We start from the raw sequence: 16,941 nt of genomic DNA, 5'->3' as shown, positions 1-16,941 counted from the left end.
AACAGGGGTCCCGGGCCGTAAGGTCTGCTCGACACGCCCGGAACCGCGCTCACCGAGCCGCGGCCCACCTGGGCGGATGACGACGTACGACGAGATGCGTGACCGGAGGACTGACGAGATGACGGTGACCCTGGCGGACGTGGCGGCCCGCGCGCAGGTCTCGCCCGCGACGGTGTCGCGCGTGCTGAACGGAAACTACCCCGTCGCCGCTTCCACCCGGGAACGGGTGCTGCGCGCGGTCGACGACCTGGACTACGTGCTGAACGGTCCGGCGAGCGCGCTGGCGGCGGCGACCTCCGACCTCGTGGGCATCCTGGTGAACGACATCGCGGACCCCTTCTTCGGGATCATGGCGAGCGCGATCCAGTCGGAGATCGGGGGGCCGGGCGGCCGGGCCGGAGGCGAACGGCTCGCGGTGGTCTGCAACACCGGGGGTTCGCCCGAGCGGGAACTGACCTATCTCACGCTGCTGCAGCGGCAGCGGGCCGCGGCCGTCGTGCTGACCGGCGGGGCCATGGAGAACGAGCCGCACGCGGCCGCCGTCGCGGCCAAGCTGCGCAAGCTGGGCGAGGCGGGCACCCGCGTGGTGCTGTGCGGGCGCCCGCCGGCGCCCGAGACCGCGGCGATCGCGCTGACCTTCGACAACCGCGGAGGCGGGCGTGAGCTGACCGAGCACCTCCTCGGCCTCGGTCATCGGCGGCTCGGCTACATCGCCGGGCCCGAGGAGCGCACCACCACCCGGCACCGGCTGGAGGGCCACCGGGCGGCACTGGCCGCGGCCGGCGTCGAGGAGGACCCGCGCTGGACCGTGCACGGACCCTACGACCGGCGGGCCGGCTACGAGGCGACGCTGGAGCTGCTGCGCCGGGACCCGTCCCTGACGGCGGTGGTGGCCGCCAACGACTCCGTCGCCCTGGGCGCCTGCGCCGCCCTGCGCGACTCGGGTCTGCGCATCCCGGACGACGTCTCGGTGGCCGGCTTCGACGACCTGCCCTTCAGCGTCGACGCGGTGCCCTCCCTGACGACCGTGCGGCTGCCGCTGGCCGAGGCGGGAGCACGGGCGGGCCGCATCGCCATGGGCCGCGAGGAGCCGCCGCCCGGTGGGATCGCGACGGTCCGGGGCGAGTTGATGGTGCGGGGGTCCTCGGGCGCGCCGCGAGCAGCGTCGGACGAGAAGCGCACGGCCCGGGGCGGACACGGGGGCGCCGCGGGCGAGGAGCCGTCGGCCCGGGCCGGGCAGTCCGCCTCTTCGGGCGAGGCGCAGGCGGCACAGCCGGCGCCGTCCGGCGAGGCGCAGGGGTCTCGGCAACGGTGAGGCTTCCCGACGACTGCGGGAGGGCCGAACTCCTCGAGGTCGTCAGGCTGTCGGACGCCGCACGGCCCTTCACCGCGCACGGCCTCACGGGCGAGGTGGTCGACGTCTGGGTCGAGGACGAGGCGGCGCAGGCCCTGGCGCTGGTCGGCGCTCTGCCCGACAGCCCGCGGTACCGCTGCTTCGTCCCGGGCTGGGGCCTGCGGCTGCACGAGTCCGCAAGCCACGAGCCGCTCCTGGAGATCGCGTTCTGCTTCCGCTGCAACGGCGCCCGCGTCCAGGGGCGGAACGTCCCGGAGGACATGCGCTTCCAGGACTTCGAGAGCGAGAGCCCGCCCGGCCGGGAATTACTGCGCCGCTTCCGCGCCTGCGCCCCGGGGTGAGCCGGACCCCGGCCGGGGCCGGGCCCCGGGGGAACGGCGCGGTGCCGGGCGACGCCATCGACGGCCGTACGTCCCGCCTTACTGGACCCGGCCCCGGGTCCGGGTGAGAGTGGGGGCATGAAGTTCGCCTTCTCCACTCTCGGTGTTCCCGGTATGCCCCTTCCCCAGGTGCTGCGGCTCGCGGTCGCGCACGGCTATCACGGCGTGGAGTTGCGCGCCCATCCCGAGGAGCCGGTCCATCCGGGTCTGAGTCCCGACGAGCGGACCGATGCGGCCGCCGCGTTCAAGGCGGCCGGCGTCGAGGTGCTCGGGCTCGCCGGGTACGCGCGGGTCGCCGCGCCGGGAGACGACGAGGCCGTGGTCGAGGAGATCCGCGCCCTCGCCGGTCTCGCCCGCGATCTCGGGGCGCCCTTCGTCCGCGTCTTCCCCGGCGGCGCGGACGGTCAGTCCGCCGACGAGGCCGACGCGGTCGCCGCCCGACGGCTCGCCGTCGCCGCCGAGTTCGCCGCCGACCTCGGAGTGCGCGTCCTGCTGGAGACCCACGACTCCCACCGCACCGGCGCGGACGCCACCCGCGTGCTCGGTCTCGTCGGGCACCGGCAGGTCGGCGCGCTGTGGGACGTGATGCACACCTGGCTGGGCGGCGAACAGCCGCAGGAGACGTACGCGGCGCTCGCCCCGTACCTCGGCTACGTACAGGTCAAGGACATCGCGTCGGCCGACGACACCACGCCGCTGGCGCTCGGCACCGGAGTGCTGCCGCTCGCCGAGTGCGTGGAGGTGCTGGCGCGCCACGAGTGGGACGGCTGGCTGTGCTGGGAGTACGAGAAACGCTGGTACGAGGCCGCCGCGCCGCTGGAGGGGCTCCTGGACGCCGGACGCGCGCATCTCGGACGGCTGCTGAACGACTCCGCCTGAGGCCAGGGGCGCCAGGGCTCGCGAGGGCCGCTTGGGAGCGGCTGCCGAGAGCTTCCGTCGCCGCGGTCGCCGCAACGGCTTCGACCGACTCGTGAGGCAGCCGTCACCGGACGGACGTCGGCGGCCGAGACGGGGGCGGGCGGTGTGCGTCCGCCCCTCCGTGCGGTCACGGCGGCGAAACACGACCGGAAAACACGATCTACCGGGCACCGTCCGGCGGCAGACTGCTCAGATCCAGGACGTCGGCCGCCGGTGGGGGCTGAATGTCCACACGGTCGTTGAAGGCGCTGAACTTCGTGACGCGGCGGGAGTGGCGTTCCTTGTAGTCGACCCTCAGAAGGTACGGCTTGCCCTCGGCGGCCACGTAGTAGGTGAAAACACCCCCCTCGACTTCGCCATCCGCCACTTCCACGGGAATGACCTGTACTCCGTCGAGCTCGGTGGGGTCGTCCCTGGTCGCCTTGCCCGACGAGGAGGGCAGGAAACGCCATGCGCAGTCGGCCAGCAGGTCCGCACCCTTCGCCGCGCTCACGGGGCTCTTCAGCCAGGGTTTGAGCCGCATCGCGGGGACCGTCTCCCGCCCCCACAGCTCGAAGTACACGTCGTTGCCACGGATGTAGTCCGTCCCACCGATCCGGATCTGCTCCATCTCGGAACCGGAGGATGCGGTCGACTTCACCCGGCATCTGCTCTTGAGGTCGGTCGTCAGGCGGCTGGAATGCCGGTTCCGGGCCGTGGTGACCTCCCTGACGACGGTCACCGACGTGAGCGCCTTCATGGTGCGGTCGGCTTCGCCGAGCAGTCGGTCGGCGGAGCGCGTATCGACCGCGTCAGCCGTGTCGCCCGCGCCACCGGCACAACCGACCGCGACAGCCCCCATGAGCAGGCATAAGGCGGCGGCTCTCGCCCTCGTTCGCACAATCCCCCCTGATGACGTGTAGGGCAGCACACATTACGTGAACAGTGATCTCCGCACCCCTGGCGGTGTGCCCCTCGGCCCCCTCTCGAGGGCCGGTCTCTCAGGCAGTCCGGGGCTCAGCCGACGCCGTCCTCGCGCAGTGCCTTCGCCAGCCGCGCGAACGCCTCGTGGAAACCGGGGAAGGTCTTGCGGACGCAGCCGGGGTCGTCGAAGGTGACTCCGGGGACGCGCAGCCCCGTCACCGCGAAGGACATGACGATGCGGTGGTCGCCGTAGGTCTTCACGTCGGCGCCCGTGGGAGCGCCGCCGGCACCGGAGCCGTCCGCACGCCTGCCGCCCGCGTCGGGCCGGATCTCGATCCAGTCGGGGCCGGTGGCCACCTCGACGCCGAGCCGCCGCAGGTTCTCCGCGCAGGCCTCCAGGCGGTCGCATTCCTTCACGCGGGTGTTCGCCACGTCTTCGATGCGCACCGGGCCGGTGGCGAAGGGGGCGAGCGCGGCGAGGGTCGGCATGGTGTCGGAGATGTCCCGCATGTTGACGGTGACGCCCCGGAGTTCGCCGGTCCCCGCCACGGTCGTGCGGTCCGCGCCGACGTCGACGCGGGCGCCCATCCGCCGCAGCACCTCCACGAAGCCGAGATCGCCCTGGAGCGCGCCCTCGCCGAGGCCGGGCACGGTCACCTCGCCGCCGGTCAGCGCGGCGGCCGCGAAGAAGTAGCTCGCGGTGGAGGCGTCCGGCTCGATCGCGTAGGTCGTGGCGCGGTAGCCGCCGGGCGGGACGACGTACGTGTCCCCCTCGCGGCCGACCGTCACGCCGAACGCCCGCATCATCGCGAGGGTGATCTCGACGTACGGCGCCGAGACCAGGTCGGTGACGGTGACGCGCAGGCCGGTGCGGGTCAGCGGGCCGAGCAGGAGGAGGGCGGTCAGGTACTGGGAGGACTGGCCGGCGTCCAGCACCACCGCGCCGCCCTCGACGCCCGCCGCCCGCACGGTCAGCGGGTGGTGGCCCTCCGCCTCCTCGTGCCGCAGGTCCACGCCCAGGTCGCGCAGGGCGCGGGTGAGCGGCAGGAGGGGGCGGCGGCGCATCTGCGGGGAGGCGTCGAAGCGGTAGACGCCGTGGCCGGCGGCGGCGAGGGCGGGCAGGAATCGGGCGGTGGTCGCGCCGTCCCGGCAGAAGACGTCGGCCTCGGCGAGCGCCGGCCCCTGCGGACGGCCGTCGATCTGCCAGGCGTCCGGCGTCCGGCCGACGCGGTAGCCGAGCCGCGTCAGGCCCTCGGCGAAACCCTCGGTGTCGTCGGAGCGGAGAGGGCGCTGCAGCGTGGTGACGCCGTCGGCGGCCGCGGCCAGGAACAGGGCGCGGGCGGTGATGGACTTGGAACCGGGGATGTCGACGAGGACCATGCCCCTCATGATCCCGCGCGGCTCGCCCGCGACGCCGGTACGTCCACGGGATGGACGGGCGTCGAGACGGTGCCCTGCGGGTGAACGGCCGGGTCGTCGGCGTGCCGACGGCAGGCCGGCAGCAACTCGATGGCGGTTCCACGGCAGGTCGGCCGCGGGGCCGCGGCGGAGTGTCGGGGACGGCCGGCCCCCGACGGCGGGGCGGCGGGCCGGGCGGCCTTCGGCGGCCGGGCGGCGGGCCGGGCGGCCTTCGGCGGCCGGGCGGCGGGGCGGAGGTGCCGGCCTCTGGATCCGTCGGCGCGCCTTCGTCCAATGCGCCGACGGCGGCGCTCGCGCGGGTAGCGTGCGCCACCGGTCCCCCACCCCGCCGTCCCCCACCCCGCCGTCCCCCACCGGAAGGAGTGCCGATGCCCTCCCGACGCACCGTTCTCGCCGCCACCGCCGGCGTCACCGCCGCGCTCGCCGTCGGCGGCCCCGCGCACGCGGACGAGCGCCGGCCGCGCGCCCTCCTCTCCCGTATGACGCTGGAGGACAAGGTTGGCCAGGTCTTCGTCTCGCGGGTGCACGGCCACTCGGCGACCGCCCCCGACCCGGCCGACGCCGACGCCAACCTCGCCGACTTCGGCGTGCGCACCGGCGCCGAGCTGCTCGCCCGCTACCGGCTCGGCGGAGTCGTCTACTTCGCCTGGGCGCACAACACCCGCGCGCCCCGGCAGATCGCGGACCTCTCCGACGGTCTCCAGCGGGCCGCGCTCCGGCAGCCGCGCGGTCTGCCGGTGCTGATCTCCACCGACCAGGAGCACGGCGCGGTCTGCCGGGTGGGCCGGCCGGCCACCCTGTTCCCCGGCGCGATGGCGATGGGCGCCGGCGGTTCCCGCGACGACGCCCGTACCCTCGGCCGGATCGCGGGACGCGAGCTGCGGGCCATGGGCATCCGGCAGAACTACTCCCCCGTCGCCGACGTCAACGTGAACCCGGCCAATCCGGTGATCGGGGTCCGCTCGTTCGGCGCCGGCCCTGACGCGGTGGCCTCGCTGGTCGCGGCGGAGGTCGAGGGCTACCGGGCGGCGGGGGTCGCGGCGACCGCCAAGCACTTCCCCGGGCACGGGGACACCACCGTGGACAGCCACACCGGCTTCCCCGTCATCACGCACACCCGTCAGGAGTGGGAGGCGCTGGACGCGGCGCCGTTCCGGGCGGCGATCGCGGCCGGCGTCGACTGCCTGATGACGGCGCACATCGTGCTGCCCTCGCTGGACGCCTCCGGCGACCCGGCCACCCTCTCCCGGCCCGTCGTCACCGGGCTGCTGCGCGAGGAGCTGGGCTACGACGGCGTCGTGGTCACCGACGCCCTGGACATGGCGGGCGTGCGCACCAGGTACGGCGACGACCGGGTGCCGGTGCTCGCACTCAAGGCCGGCGTCGACCAGCTGCTCAACCCGCCCAGGCTGGACGTCGCCTTCAACGCCGTCCTGAAGGCGGTCCGGGACGGGGAGCTCACCGAAGGGCGGCTCGACGAGGCGGTCCTGCGCATCCTGCGGCTGAAGGAACGGCTGGGGCTGTTCGACGATCCCTACGTCGGCCCGGCCGGGGCCGCCCGGACCGTCGGGTCCCCGGAGCACCTCGCGGCGGCCGACCTGCTCGCCGAGCGCACGACGACACTCCTCGTCAACGAAGGCCGCACGGGCCGCGAGCGCGGCGAGCGCGGGACGGGCGGCTCGAAGGGCGATGGCGGCGTGCTCCCGCTGTCGCCCCGCACCCACCCCACGCTGCTGGTCGTCGGCGCCGACCCCGCCTCGCCCACCGGCACCACGGGCCCGCCCACCGGCGTCCTCGCCGCCGCCCTCGCCGCGCAGGGCTTCCGCACGACGACGCTGCCCACCGGCACGGCCCCCTCCGCCGAGACGATCGCGCAGGCGGTCGCGGCGGCGGACGGCGTGGCCGCGGTGGTGGTCGCGACCTACAACGTCACGGCGGACAGCGCCCAGAAGACGCTGGTCGAGCGGCTGTCGGCGACTGGCCGGCCGGTGATCGCGGTGGCGGTCCGCAACCCCTACGACGTGGCACACCTGCCGTCCGTCACGGCGTGCCTGGCGACCTACTGCTGGACCGACGTCGAACTGCGGACCGCCGCACGCGTCATCGCCGGCGTGGTCCGGCCGCAGGGCAAGCTGCCGGTGCCCGTGCAGCGGGCGGACGACCCGACCCGCGTGCTGTACCCGATCGGACACGGCCTGACGTAGTCAACGACTCGGGACTAAAGTCCCGGGCTTGCACAGCGGGCGCCACTGGCTGTGGTGCTGCGTTTGCGTCCGGTCCCGCCCTCGGGTGTCGGGGGTGGGTCTGGGGCGGTTGACTGCGCCCCGCGTCGCCACAACTCTTCCGCGCGAGCGCGGATGTTGCGGGAGCCGTTGCGGTCTGCGTGATCAACGAATCCGCAGGACCGGCACGCGAACCAGGCCTGCGAGACCCGGTTCGCTCTGTCGATGTGGCCGCATTCGGCGCAGGTGCGGGAGGTGTACGCCGGATCGACATACACCACCGGTACCCCGGCCTTCTTGGCCTTGTACGCGATGAATGCCCCCAACTGGGCGAATGACCAGCTGGAGTGGGTAGCCCGTTGGGGCTTGCGAAGCCGTACCCGTTCGCGGATGCCCGTCAGCTCTTCGAGGGCGATTCCGCGTCCGGTGCTCCCCCACTGCCTTAAGGGCGTGGGCGGTGCCCCCAGCCTCGGCCACCACATGTTTCGCGATCTTGTGATTGATGTCCTTGGCCCGCCGTGCCTCTTTGCGCCTGCGGTTCTTCAGCCGGCGCTTGGCGGACGGGGTGTTCTTCTTCTGCAGCTTGGTGCGCAGGGTGCGTTCACGCAGTCGTCCCCGGTTCAGGGCGCGCCCGGCCATGATTTGACCGTCGGAGGTGGTGGCGATGTTCACGATCCCCAGATCGATACCGAAAAAGGCCACCGGATCGGTGTTCAGGGGTGCTTCGGGGATCTCGCAGGTGGCGTGCAGAAACCACATGCCGTCCCGCGCGACGAGGTCGGACTCGCCCTTGCGGTACAGGGCCAGGCGAGCCAGTTGTTCCGGGGAAGCCATGAACGCCACCTGTTTCATCCGCCCGGACAGGGTCCACAGCGAGACAGTCCGGTCGGCGATCTGCCACGACAGCATCCGGTCGTCATAGGGCTGTGCGCCCTCGGGCCGGAACGTGATCGGCTTCTCCACCGCCCGCCGGTACGGCTTCGACCACGGCTTGCCCAGGTTCCCAGCCTTCAGATTCGCCGCCAGCGTTCGGTAGGCGTCACAGGTCTTCTTGATGGTGTGCTGGGCGGCCTGCGCACCCAGGCCCCAGCGCTGCTTGATCTCGGAGTAGGTGTGCTCGCGCAGCGCGAAGTTGCGCTTCACGTCCTTGACGAAGGCGACCCCGGACACCCAGGTCGCCGCCTCGTTGCAGGCATGCAGGGTCGCCTCAAGCGCCGCCGCCTGTACCGGCGTCGGCAACAGCTTGACCTGCACCACCAGCTTCATGACACCGGAACCTACACACCGGCCCGCACACACAGGCAGCTTCCGCACATCCGTCCTACCATCCAGCGACCCACTGACCGTACGTTCGATATCATCCCGCTCCGCCGGACAGCCCCACGGGCGCTCCGCGCCCGAACTCCCGGACACCGCGACGCTCCGCGTCGCCACCACACGATGCGATTCCTCCCAGGCGTGAACGCCTGGGGTTCCTTCCTCGCAAGAATGTCGCTGAACCTGAACCTGAACCTGACCCCGGGGACGACGAAGGCTGTGGACGCCGGGCGTCCGGCGTCCACAGCCTCGCTCCTCAGCTCCTCAGGGGCGCGTCACGGGCGTGTTCATGGGCGCAGCGCGGGCTCCCGTTCCACGTCCCGCACGTCCAGCTTCGCGTCGAACTTCGCGAGCGGCTTCGCCCGGTCCACGGACGGCGCCGCGACGCCCGCCCAGTCCAGGATGCGGGCCGTGGCCAGCGTCTTCTGGTCCGCGACCAGTCCGGCCACGTTCGCGCCGTGGTTCAGGCCGGGGGCGGTGAAGACGTAGCTGTCCTTCGCGCCCTTGCCGGGCCGGAACCGCTCCGAGCCCCACGGGTCGTTCTGGCCGTAGACGAAGAGCATGTGGCGGGCGTTGTGCCGCACCCACGTGTCGACGTCCCGCATCGCCCCCGGCTGGAATTTCATCCGGATGTCGCGGGGGACGAAGTTGCGCGGCGGCTGGTAGCCGTAGCGGATGTACTTCTTCTCGATGGCCGGGAAGTGGATGGTGGGGGCGCCGAGCTGGGTGCCCGCCTGGTAGTAGTACGGCGTGTACGTGGCGAGGCCCTGGTCGGTGTAGGCGGAGAAGCCGGAGATCGCGTCGACCGAGTTCCAGATCTCGTCGTCGGTCGCGGTGGCCGCGTCGGCCGGGATGGACGCGCAGTCGGAGAGCAGGCTGTACTGCCAGAATCCCCAGACGTAGTCGAGGACGACCGCCTCGTAGGCGCGGTCCAGGCTGCCGACGGTGGTGAAGGTGTAGCCGTTCGCCTCCGCATCCGCCGCGTACCTGCGCTCCAGGGGCTCCCGGCGGACCAGCGCCTCGCGCTGGACGGCGTTCAGCCGGTCGCGGCACTCCTTCGTGCCGACGGAGGCGAAGAAGCGGTCGTAGGCCGAGTCCTCGTGGTCGACGACGTCGTTGGGCGCGACGTAGGCGACCACGCCGTCCATGTCCCGGGGGTAGAAGCGCTCGTAGTACGTCGCCGTCATACCGCCCTTGGAGCCGCCCGTGGCGAGCCACTTCTTCGCGTAGATCTTCTTCAGCGCGGCGAAGACGCGGTGCTGGTCGCTGGCGGCCTGCCAGATGTCCAGCTTGGACCAGTCGGCGGGGGCCGGGCGGGACGGGGTGAAGAAGCGGTACTCCAGGGAGACCTGGTTGCCGTCCACGATCTGGGTGGGCTCGCGGCGACCGGGGTTGGTGGAGACGTTGTAGCCGCTGGTGTAGAAGACCGTCGGGCGGCTGACGTCCTTGTGCAGCACCGTGATGCGCTGCTGGAAGGTGCCCTTGGCGGGGTGCCGGTGGTCCACCGGCTGGGTGTAGTTCAGGACGAAGAAGCGGTATCCGGGGTACGGCTTCTCCTCGATCAGGCTGATGCCCGGGATCGCGAGCAGCCGGTCCTTGATGTCGGTGGCCTCCGGCGTGGGGGCGGCGGTCGCCGCTCCCGCCGTGCTCAGCGTGCCTATGAGCACCGTGAGCGCGAGCAGCCATCTGAGCGCCTTGCGCATGCGCGTGCACCCTCCTTGTGAGACAGATGTGCGTCGCCGGAAGCTATCGGAGCAACACGGGTCACACCAGAGGGGGTTGGCGCATCGGGGGGGCGGCACGCGGGCCGGCGGGTCAGCGCGGCGTCGCGGGGGCCGGGGCCCGGCGGGCCGCCGCGCGGGTCAGCACAGGAACCAGCCCGACCGGTACGAGACGCTGCCCACCGCTGCCGTCACCCGCACCCGTCGGTGGCCGGCGTACGTCTTGGCGACCGGTGAACTGCGGGCGTCCATCCGCGACTTGCGCACGGCGACCAGCCCGCGAGCCTGGACGCTCACCGAGACCAGCCGCTTGACGCCGGGCCGCTTCTGGACGGTGACGGCGCAGACCACGCCGCCGTCCCGGTAGATCAGCACGGAACCGGCCGGGAAGGACAGGGTGCGCACCTTGCGTCCCGTGCAGGACGAGGCGGTCGCCGCCTGGGCGCTGCCCGGGACGGCGACGGCGAGCACCGCTGCCGCGATCAACACGGCCAGCGCCGCGGTCAGTCTGCGGACCGTCGTGCTCCGTGCGCGTTCCGCACCTGTGCCCACGGTCTTGGCCCCTCCCGCGTCCGCCGTACGCGACGCCCGGCCGTTCCGGCCGTGCGCGCGATGCCCGTACTGATGTACGGACGCCCGAGGCGTGCCGATGGTTGCGCGGCCGTCACCGCGACGCGCTCACCGGCTCCTCGGGCTCGGCCGCACCGACGAAGGTGCGCCACAGGCGCGCGTAGCGTCCGTCCAGGGCGAGGAGCTCGTCGTGCGTGCCGTCCTCGACGACCCGGCCGTGGTCCATGACCACCACCCGGTCCGCGCGGGCCGCGGTGGTCAGCCGGTGGGCGACCACGAGCGTGGTGCGGCGGCCCGTCAGACGGTCGGTGGCCTGGTTGACCTGGGCCTCCGTCGCCAGGTCGAGGGCGGCCGTGGCCTCGTCGAGGAGCAGGACGTCCGGGTCGACGAGTTCGGCGCGGGCCAGCGCGATCAACTGGCGCTGTCCGGCGGAGAGGTTGCGGCCGCGCTCGGCGACCTCGTGGAGGTAGCCGCCGTCGAGCGTGGCGATCATCTCGTGCGCGCCGACCGCCCGCGCCGCCGCCTCCACCTCGGCGTCGGAGGCGTCCGGCCGGCCGTAGGCGATCGCGTCGCGGACGGTGCCGGGGAACAGGTACGCCTCCTGCGGCACGACGCCCAGCCGGTGGCGGTACGAGGTCAGGTCGAGGGAGCGCAGGTCCCGGCCGTCCACCGTGACCCGGCCGCTCGTGGGGTCGTAGAACCGGGCCACCAGCTTGACCAGGGTCGACTTCCCGGCACCGGTCTCGCCGACGAACGCGACGGTCTGGCCGGCCGGGATGCGCAGGTCGATCCCGGTGAGGGCCTCCTCCTCCGTGCCGTAGCGGAAGCGGACGTCCTCGAAGGCGATCTCGCCGCCGAGCGAGCGCACCTCGTGCGGCTGTTCGGCGGACCGGGTGGACGTCGGCTCGCGGAGCAGTTCCTGGATGCGGCCCAGCGAGACGGTCGCCTGCTGGTAGCCGTCGAAGACCTGCGAGAGCTGCTGCACGGGGGCGAAGAACAGGTCGATGTAGAGCAGGTAGGCCACCAGCGCGCCGGTGGTGAGGGTCGCCGCGTCGACCCGCCCCGCGCCCGCGATCAGCACGGCCGCCGCCGCGACCGAGGACAGCAGCTGCACGAACGGGAAGTAGACCGAGATCAGCCACTGGCCCCGGATGCGCGCGCGGCGGTAGCTGTCGGAGCGCTCCGCGAACCGTGCCGCGCCGTCCCGCTCGCGCCGGAAGGCCTGCACGATCCGCAGCCCGGACACCGACTCCTGGAGGTCGGCGTTGACCGTCGAGACCCGCTCGCGGGCCAGTTCGTACGCCTTCACGCTGGCCCTGCGGAAGAAGTAGGTGGCGATGATCAGCGGCGGCAGCGTCGCGAAGACGACCAGCGCCAGCTGCACGTCGATCACCAGCAGCGCGACCATGATGCCGAAGAAGGTGACGACCGAGACGAAGGCGGTGACCAGGCCGGTCTGCAGGAAAGTGGACAGGGCGTCGACGTCCGTCGTCATCCTCGTCATGATCCGGCCGGTCAGCTCACGCTCGTAGTAGTCGAGGCCGAGCCGCTGGAGCTGGGCGAAGATCTTCAGCCTGAGCGTGTAGAGGACGCGTTCGCCGGTGCGTCCGGTCATCCGGATCTCACCGGTCTGCGCGGCCCACTGCGCCACCACGGCCAGCAGGGCGAGCAGGGAGGCCGTCCAGACGGCGCCCAGCGCCGCCCGGGACACGCCCTGGTCGATGCCGTGCCGGATCATCACCGGCAGCAGCAGGCCCATGCCGGCGTCGGCGGCGACCAGGACGAGGCTGACCAGGAGCGGCGCGCCGAAGCCGTGCAGCAGCCTGCGCAGGCCGTACGACGCCTCCGGCCGGACCGCCCGCCGTTCGTCGACGCCGGGGGTGTCGGCGGCCGGGGGAAGCGCCTCGACCTGGGCGAGGAGCTCGGGCGTGGCGGGCGTTCCGGACAGCGCCGTGTCCTTCGGCTCACGGTCGCCGGTCCACAGCCGGGGGGTGACCCCGCGCTCGGCGTCGAACTCGGCGTCCAGCTCGTCGCGGACGGAGGTGTCCTCGCCGGGGGCGGCCGGCCGGGTGTGGCCGGGCGAGACGCCGCCGAGTTCGTCGGGGTCGGTGAGCAGCCTGCGGTAGAGCGCGGAGCGCTCCTGGAGCTCCTCGTGGGTGCCGATGTCGGCGAGACGGCCGGCGTCGAGGACGGCGATGCGGTCGGCGAGGCCCAGGGTGGAGCGGCGGTGGGCGATCAGCAGTGTGGTGCGGCCCTGCATGACCTGCCCCAGCGCCTCGTGGATCTCGTGCTCGACGGCCGCGTCCACGGCGGAGGTGGCGTCGTCGAGGACCAGCAGGCGCGGGTCGGAGAGGATCGCGCGGGCGAGCGCGACGCGCTGGCGCTGGCCGCCGGAGAGGGTGAGGCCGTGCTCACCGACCTTGGTGTCGTACCCGGCCGGCAGCTCGGCGACGAACCGGTCGGCCTGGGCGGCGCGGGCGGCCGCCTCGATCTGCTCCTGGGTGGCGTCGGGGCGGCCGTAGGCGATGTTGGCGCGGATGGTGTCGGAGAAGAGGAAGGAGTCCTCGGGGACCAGTCCGATCGCGGCCCGCAGCGAGTCGAGGGTGAGCTCGCGCACGTCGTGGCCGCCGATGAGGACCGCGCCCCGGGTGACGTCGTAGAAGCGGGGCAGCAGCAGCGAGACCGTGGACTTGCCGGAGCCGGAGGAGCCGACGACGGCGACGGTCTCGCCGGGGCGGATCTCGAAACTGAGGCCGTCGAGGACGGGACGTTCGGGGTCGTAGCCGAAGGAGACGTCGTCGAACTCGACGGTCGCCGGGGCGTCCGCGGGGAGCACCTTGGAGCCGTCCCGCATCGACGGCTCGGTGTCGATGAGCTCCAGGACGCGCTCGGTGCCGGCGCGGGCCTGCTGGCCGACGGTGAGGACCACGGCCAGCATCCGGACCGGGCCGACGAGCTGGGCCAGGTAGGTGGAGAAGGCGACGAAGGTGCCGAGGGTGATGTGGCCGCGCACGGCCAGCCAGCCGCCGAGCGCCAGCATGGCGACCTGGCCGAGGGCGGGCACGGCCTGCAGGGCGGGGGTGTAGGCGGCGTTCAGGCGGATCGTGCGCAGCCGCCCGGCGAAGAGCCGGCGGCCCACCTCGCGGAGCTTCCCGGTCTCCTGGTCCTCCTGCCCGAACCCCTTCACCACGCGTACGCCGCTGACGGCGCCGTCGACCACGCCCGCCACGGCCGCCGCCTGGGCCTGGGCGTACCAGGTGGCGGGGTGGAGCTTGGTCCGGCTGCGCCCCGCGATGTACGCGAGGGCGGGCGCCACCGCGAGGGCGACCAGGGTGAGCGGAAGCGACAGCCACGCCATGATCACCAGGGAGATCAGGAACAGCAGCAGGTTCCCGATCGTCATCGGGAGCATGAACAGCAGGCCCTGGATCAGCTGGAGGTCGCTGGTCGCGCGGCCGACGACCTGGCCGGTGGACAGCTCGTCCTGGCGTCGGCCGTCGAGCCGGGTGATCGTCTCGAACATGTCGGTCCGCAGGTCGTGCTGGACGTCCAGGGCGAGACGGCCGCCGTAGTAGCGGCGGACGTAGGTGGAGACGTAGACGAGGACGGCGGCGCCGAGGAGGGCTCCCGCCCAGGGGGCCATGTCACGGGAGTGGTCGCCGATGACGTCGTCGATGATCACCTTGGTGACCAGCGGGACCAGCGCCATCACGGCCATGCCGAGCAGCGAGGAGCCGAGGGCCAGGGCGACGTCCGCAGGGTGGCGCCGGGCGTAGCCCGCCAGCCGTCGTGCCCATCCCCGTTGCTCACTCACGCCGGTGCCTCCGCTTCCTCGATCCGACCTGATCTGCCGGAAGGCACCAACGTCCGGGGACGCGGATTTCATCCCCGCGCAACGATCCGCTTCCCGGCGTGCGGGCCGCGCCTGCAAGGATCACGGAAGGTCATCGGCCCGTCACCTTGGGCGAGCCGCGGTGACGGGCCGGGGGGCCGCCCGAAGGGATGGTGCGCGAAGCGCGCTCAGGAGGCGGCCAGATCCTTGTGGACGACCTTGGCGACGCCCTGGATGGTCGCGATGCCGTAGTTCATGGTGCTGTTGCCGTGCGTGAGGACGGTCATCACGTAGTCGTGGCCGCCGCCCTTGAACGTGCCGACGCTGTGCACCCGCCAGCCCTGCGTGGCACGCGACAGCCAGCCGTTCTTGACGTGCCAGGAGACGTTCGCGGGCCGGCCGTACGGGGTGCCCCAGCGCTGCGCGGAGACGACCTTGCCCATCAGGGTGCTGACATAGGTGCGCGAGGCGTCGGTCAGCACCGTGTTGCGGGCGTGGATCAGCTTGAGCAGCTTCTGCTCGTCGGTGACGGTGATCTGGGTCAGACCCCAGTAGTTGTTCGCGCCGGGCTTGGTCTGGGTCATCTTCGCCGCGGCCAGGAACTTCTTGATCTTCGTCACGCCGAGCTGCTTCCACAGGGTGGAGGTGGAGGCGTTGTCCGACTTGGTGATCATGGCGGTGGCGAGCGACTTCTCCCGGCTGGTCAGCGTGCGGCCGGCGTTCTGCGCGTCCCACAGCAGCGCGGACAGGACGGTCACCTTGACCACGCTGGCCGAGTCGTAGGCGGTGGAGGCGCGCAGGGTGCAGGTGGTGTTCGTGGTGCGGTCGTAGAGACCCACGGCGATCGTGCCCTTGCGACCCACCAGCGCGGCGGTGATGTCCTTCTTCAGCTTGGTGGCCAGAGCGGCCTTGCTCGACGTGCAGGTGACGGTGGGCGTTGCGGCCGAGGCGGGTGCGGCGGTGGCCACGCCGGTGACGAGGACGGCGGCGCCGAGCGCCGTGGCGACCAGTCCCCTTCTGCTTCTTGCGGTCCGGTGAGTCATGCCACGTTGACTCACACGCCTGATCGATAGTTGTACTCCCGTTCGATCTGCGGGAGTTCGTGACAGGTTCGTCGCAGAACGTACGCACATCGCGCACCACGAGGGGGAGTTCGCGCCGCGACCGACAGGCGAGCGAGTACGGCGCGACGTCGGACGCCTCGGACGGCGCCACCGGGTCGGACGCCGCGTCCACCGCGCAGAGCAGCCAGTCGACGGTCTACCGGCTGGACCCCTGCGACGTGAGCCGACCACCCCTCACCCGTACAGCGGCGACGGCCCCGGCCCTCCTGTCGGGGGCCGTTCGCGCACGTCAACTCGCGTAGACAAAGGACAGTTTGCCGGTTCTCGTCATCTGAAAGACATGTCAGATTCATTGCCACGGCCGCATGTGCATGTCACTCTCCCGATTGCCGCCTTCAATCAACCCGCGTAGATCGGACACCCCACATGCTGGCGACACGCATAAACCGATGGAAGTCGGTGGCGCTTGCCACCACGGCCGTCCTGGTCGGCCTCACCGCCCCCGCGCTCACCGCGTCCCCCGCCGCGGCGACCACGACGGCGTACGACTCGACGTACTACAAGAACGCGGTCGGCAAGACCGGCACGAGCCTGAAGTCCTCGCTGCACACGATCATCAGCGCCAATGTCTCGAAGATCTCGTACTCCGCGGTCTGGAACGCCCTGAAGGTCACCGACCAGGACCCGAACAACAGCAGCAACGTGATCCTGCTGTACAGCGGCGTCTCACGCAGCAAGTCCCTCAACGGCGGCGACGTCGGCGACTGGAACCGCGAGCACGTCTGGGCCAAGTCGCACGGCGACTTCGGCGAGGTGACCGGTCCCGGCACGGACCTGCACCACCTGCGTCCCGCGGACGTGACGGTCAACAGCATCCGCGGCAACAAGGACTTCGACAACGGCGGCAGCACCGTCTCGGGCGGCGGCGGCAGCCTCACCGACTCCGACTCCTTCGAGCCGCGTGACGCCGACAAGGGCGACGTGGCCCGCATGATCCTCTACATGGCGGTCCGCTACGACGGCGGCGACGGCTTCGCCGACCTGGAGCCCAACGAGAAGGTCAACAACGGCAGCAACCCGTACATCGGCAAGCTCTCCGTGCTCAAGCAGTGGAACGACGAGGACCCGCCGAGCGCCTTCGAGGAGAAGCGCAACCAGACCATCTACGACACCTACCAGCACAACCGCAACCCGTTCATCGACCACCCGGAGTGGGTCGAGGCGATCTGGTAGGACCGCGG

General features: G+C 72.2%; 10 protein-coding genes and 2 pseudogenes. 5 read left to right on the top strand and 7 right to left on the bottom strand.

All coding sequences use genetic code 11. The features are described from left to right. Positions 1-118 precede the first annotated feature (118 nt). The 3 genes and pseudogenes from C6376_RS14785 to C6376_RS14775 form a co-directional block, all read left to right on the top strand. Positions 119-1,159: pseudogene (locus C6376_RS14785) on the top strand (LacI family DNA-binding transcriptional regulator); the annotation flags it as partial. Between the two features lie 152 nt (positions 1,160-1,311). Then, complete coding sequence (locus C6376_RS14780; protein ID WP_107443847.1) at positions 1,312-1,695, top strand: hypothetical protein; 384 nt, start codon at positions 1,312-1,314, stop codon at positions 1,693-1,695. A 117-nt stretch (positions 1,696-1,812) separates the two neighbouring features. Beyond that, a complete protein-coding gene (locus C6376_RS14775; protein ID WP_107443846.1) occupies positions 1,813-2,613 on the top strand; it encodes a sugar phosphate isomerase/epimerase in 801 nt (266 codons plus the stop codon). A gap of 199 nt (positions 2,614-2,812) precedes the next feature. Here C6376_RS14775 and C6376_RS14770 read toward each other — a convergent pair whose 3' ends face one another. After that, complete coding sequence (locus C6376_RS14770) at positions 2,813-3,493, bottom strand: hypothetical protein (protein ID WP_107443845.1); 681 nt, start codon at positions 3,491-3,493, stop codon at positions 2,813-2,815. A gap of 155 nt (positions 3,494-3,648) precedes the next feature. After that, the gene (aroA, locus tag C6376_RS14765; protein WP_107443844.1) at positions 3,649-4,935 is read right to left on the bottom strand and encodes a 3-phosphoshikimate 1-carboxyvinyltransferase; all 1,287 of its coding nucleotides are present in this window, start codon (positions 4,933-4,935) and stop codon (positions 3,649-3,651) included. A 407-nt stretch (positions 4,936-5,342) separates the two neighbouring features. Between aroA and C6376_RS14760 the strand changes: the two genes are divergently transcribed. Then, the gene (locus tag C6376_RS14760) at positions 5,343-7,178 is read left to right on the top strand and encodes a glycoside hydrolase family 3 protein (protein WP_107443843.1); all 1,836 of its coding nucleotides are present in this window, start codon (positions 5,343-5,345) and stop codon (positions 7,176-7,178) included. Between the two features lie 14 nt (positions 7,179-7,192). Here the strand turns inward: C6376_RS14760 and C6376_RS14755 are convergent. The 5 genes and pseudogenes from C6376_RS14755 to C6376_RS14735 form a co-directional block, all read right to left on the bottom strand. Continuing rightward, a pseudogene (locus tag C6376_RS14755) lies at positions 7,193-8,462 on the bottom strand (RNA-guided endonuclease InsQ/TnpB family protein). Positions 8,463-8,800: 338 nt separating this feature from the next. Further along, on the bottom strand, positions 8,801-10,216 hold the full coding sequence (locus tag C6376_RS14750; RefSeq protein ID WP_107443842.1) for a S28 family serine protease: 1,416 nt from the start codon (positions 10,214-10,216) through the stop codon (positions 8,801-8,803). Between the two features lie 159 nt (positions 10,217-10,375). Continuing rightward, positions 10,376-10,786 (bottom strand): hypothetical protein, encoded by a 411-nt coding sequence (locus C6376_RS14745; RefSeq protein WP_107443841.1) that lies wholly within the window; start codon positions 10,784-10,786, stop codon positions 10,376-10,378. A 112-nt stretch (positions 10,787-10,898) separates the two neighbouring features. Then, positions 10,899-14,618, bottom strand: coding sequence for an ABC transporter ATP-binding protein (locus tag C6376_RS14740; protein WP_107443840.1), 3,720 nt, complete (start codon positions 14,616-14,618; stop codon positions 10,899-10,901). A gap of 206 nt (positions 14,619-14,824) precedes the next feature. Continuing rightward, positions 14,825-15,679 carry a serine hydrolase gene (locus C6376_RS14735; protein WP_107443839.1) on the bottom strand — a complete coding sequence of 285 codons (855 nt, stop codon included), beginning with the start codon at positions 15,677-15,679 and terminating at the stop codon, positions 14,825-14,827. 447 nt (positions 15,680-16,126) lie between these two features. Between C6376_RS14735 and C6376_RS14730 the strand changes: the two genes are divergently transcribed. After that, positions 16,127-16,933 (top strand): endonuclease I family protein, encoded by an 807-nt coding sequence (locus C6376_RS14730; protein WP_107443838.1) that lies wholly within the window; start codon positions 16,127-16,129, stop codon positions 16,931-16,933. Positions 16,934-16,941 lie beyond the last annotated feature (8 nt).

It is taken from the genome of Streptomyces sp. P3 (assembly GCF_003032475.1).
Taxonomy (GTDB): domain Bacteria; phylum Actinomycetota; class Actinomycetes; order Streptomycetales; family Streptomycetaceae; genus Streptomyces.
Note: the sequence above shows the minus strand (reverse complement) of the source record. Positions and strands in the feature narration are given on the sequence as shown.

Coding starts and splice junctions, on each gene's coding strand:
- C6376_RS14775 (WP_107443846.1), top strand. CDS start 1,813: ATGAAGTTCGCCTTCTCCACTCTCGGTGTTCCCGGTATGCCCCTTCCC.
- C6376_RS14770 (WP_107443845.1), bottom strand. CDS start 3,493: ATGGGGGCTGTCGCGGTCGGTTGTGCCGGTGGCGCGGGCGACACGGCT.
- aroA (WP_107443844.1), bottom strand. CDS start 4,935: ATGGTCCTCGTCGACATCCCCGGTTCCAAGTCCATCACCGCCCGCGCC.
- C6376_RS14760 (WP_107443843.1), top strand. CDS start 5,343: ATGCCCTCCCGACGCACCGTTCTCGCCGCCACCGCCGGCGTCACCGCC.
- C6376_RS14750 (WP_107443842.1), bottom strand. CDS start 10,216: ATGCGCAAGGCGCTCAGATGGCTGCTCGCGCTCACGGTGCTCATAGGC.
- C6376_RS14735 (WP_107443839.1), bottom strand. CDS start 15,679: ATGACTCACCGGACCGCAAGAAGCAGAAGGGGACTGGTCGCCACGGCG.
- C6376_RS14730 (WP_107443838.1), top strand. CDS start 16,127: ATGCTGGCGACACGCATAAACCGATGGAAGTCGGTGGCGCTTGCCACC.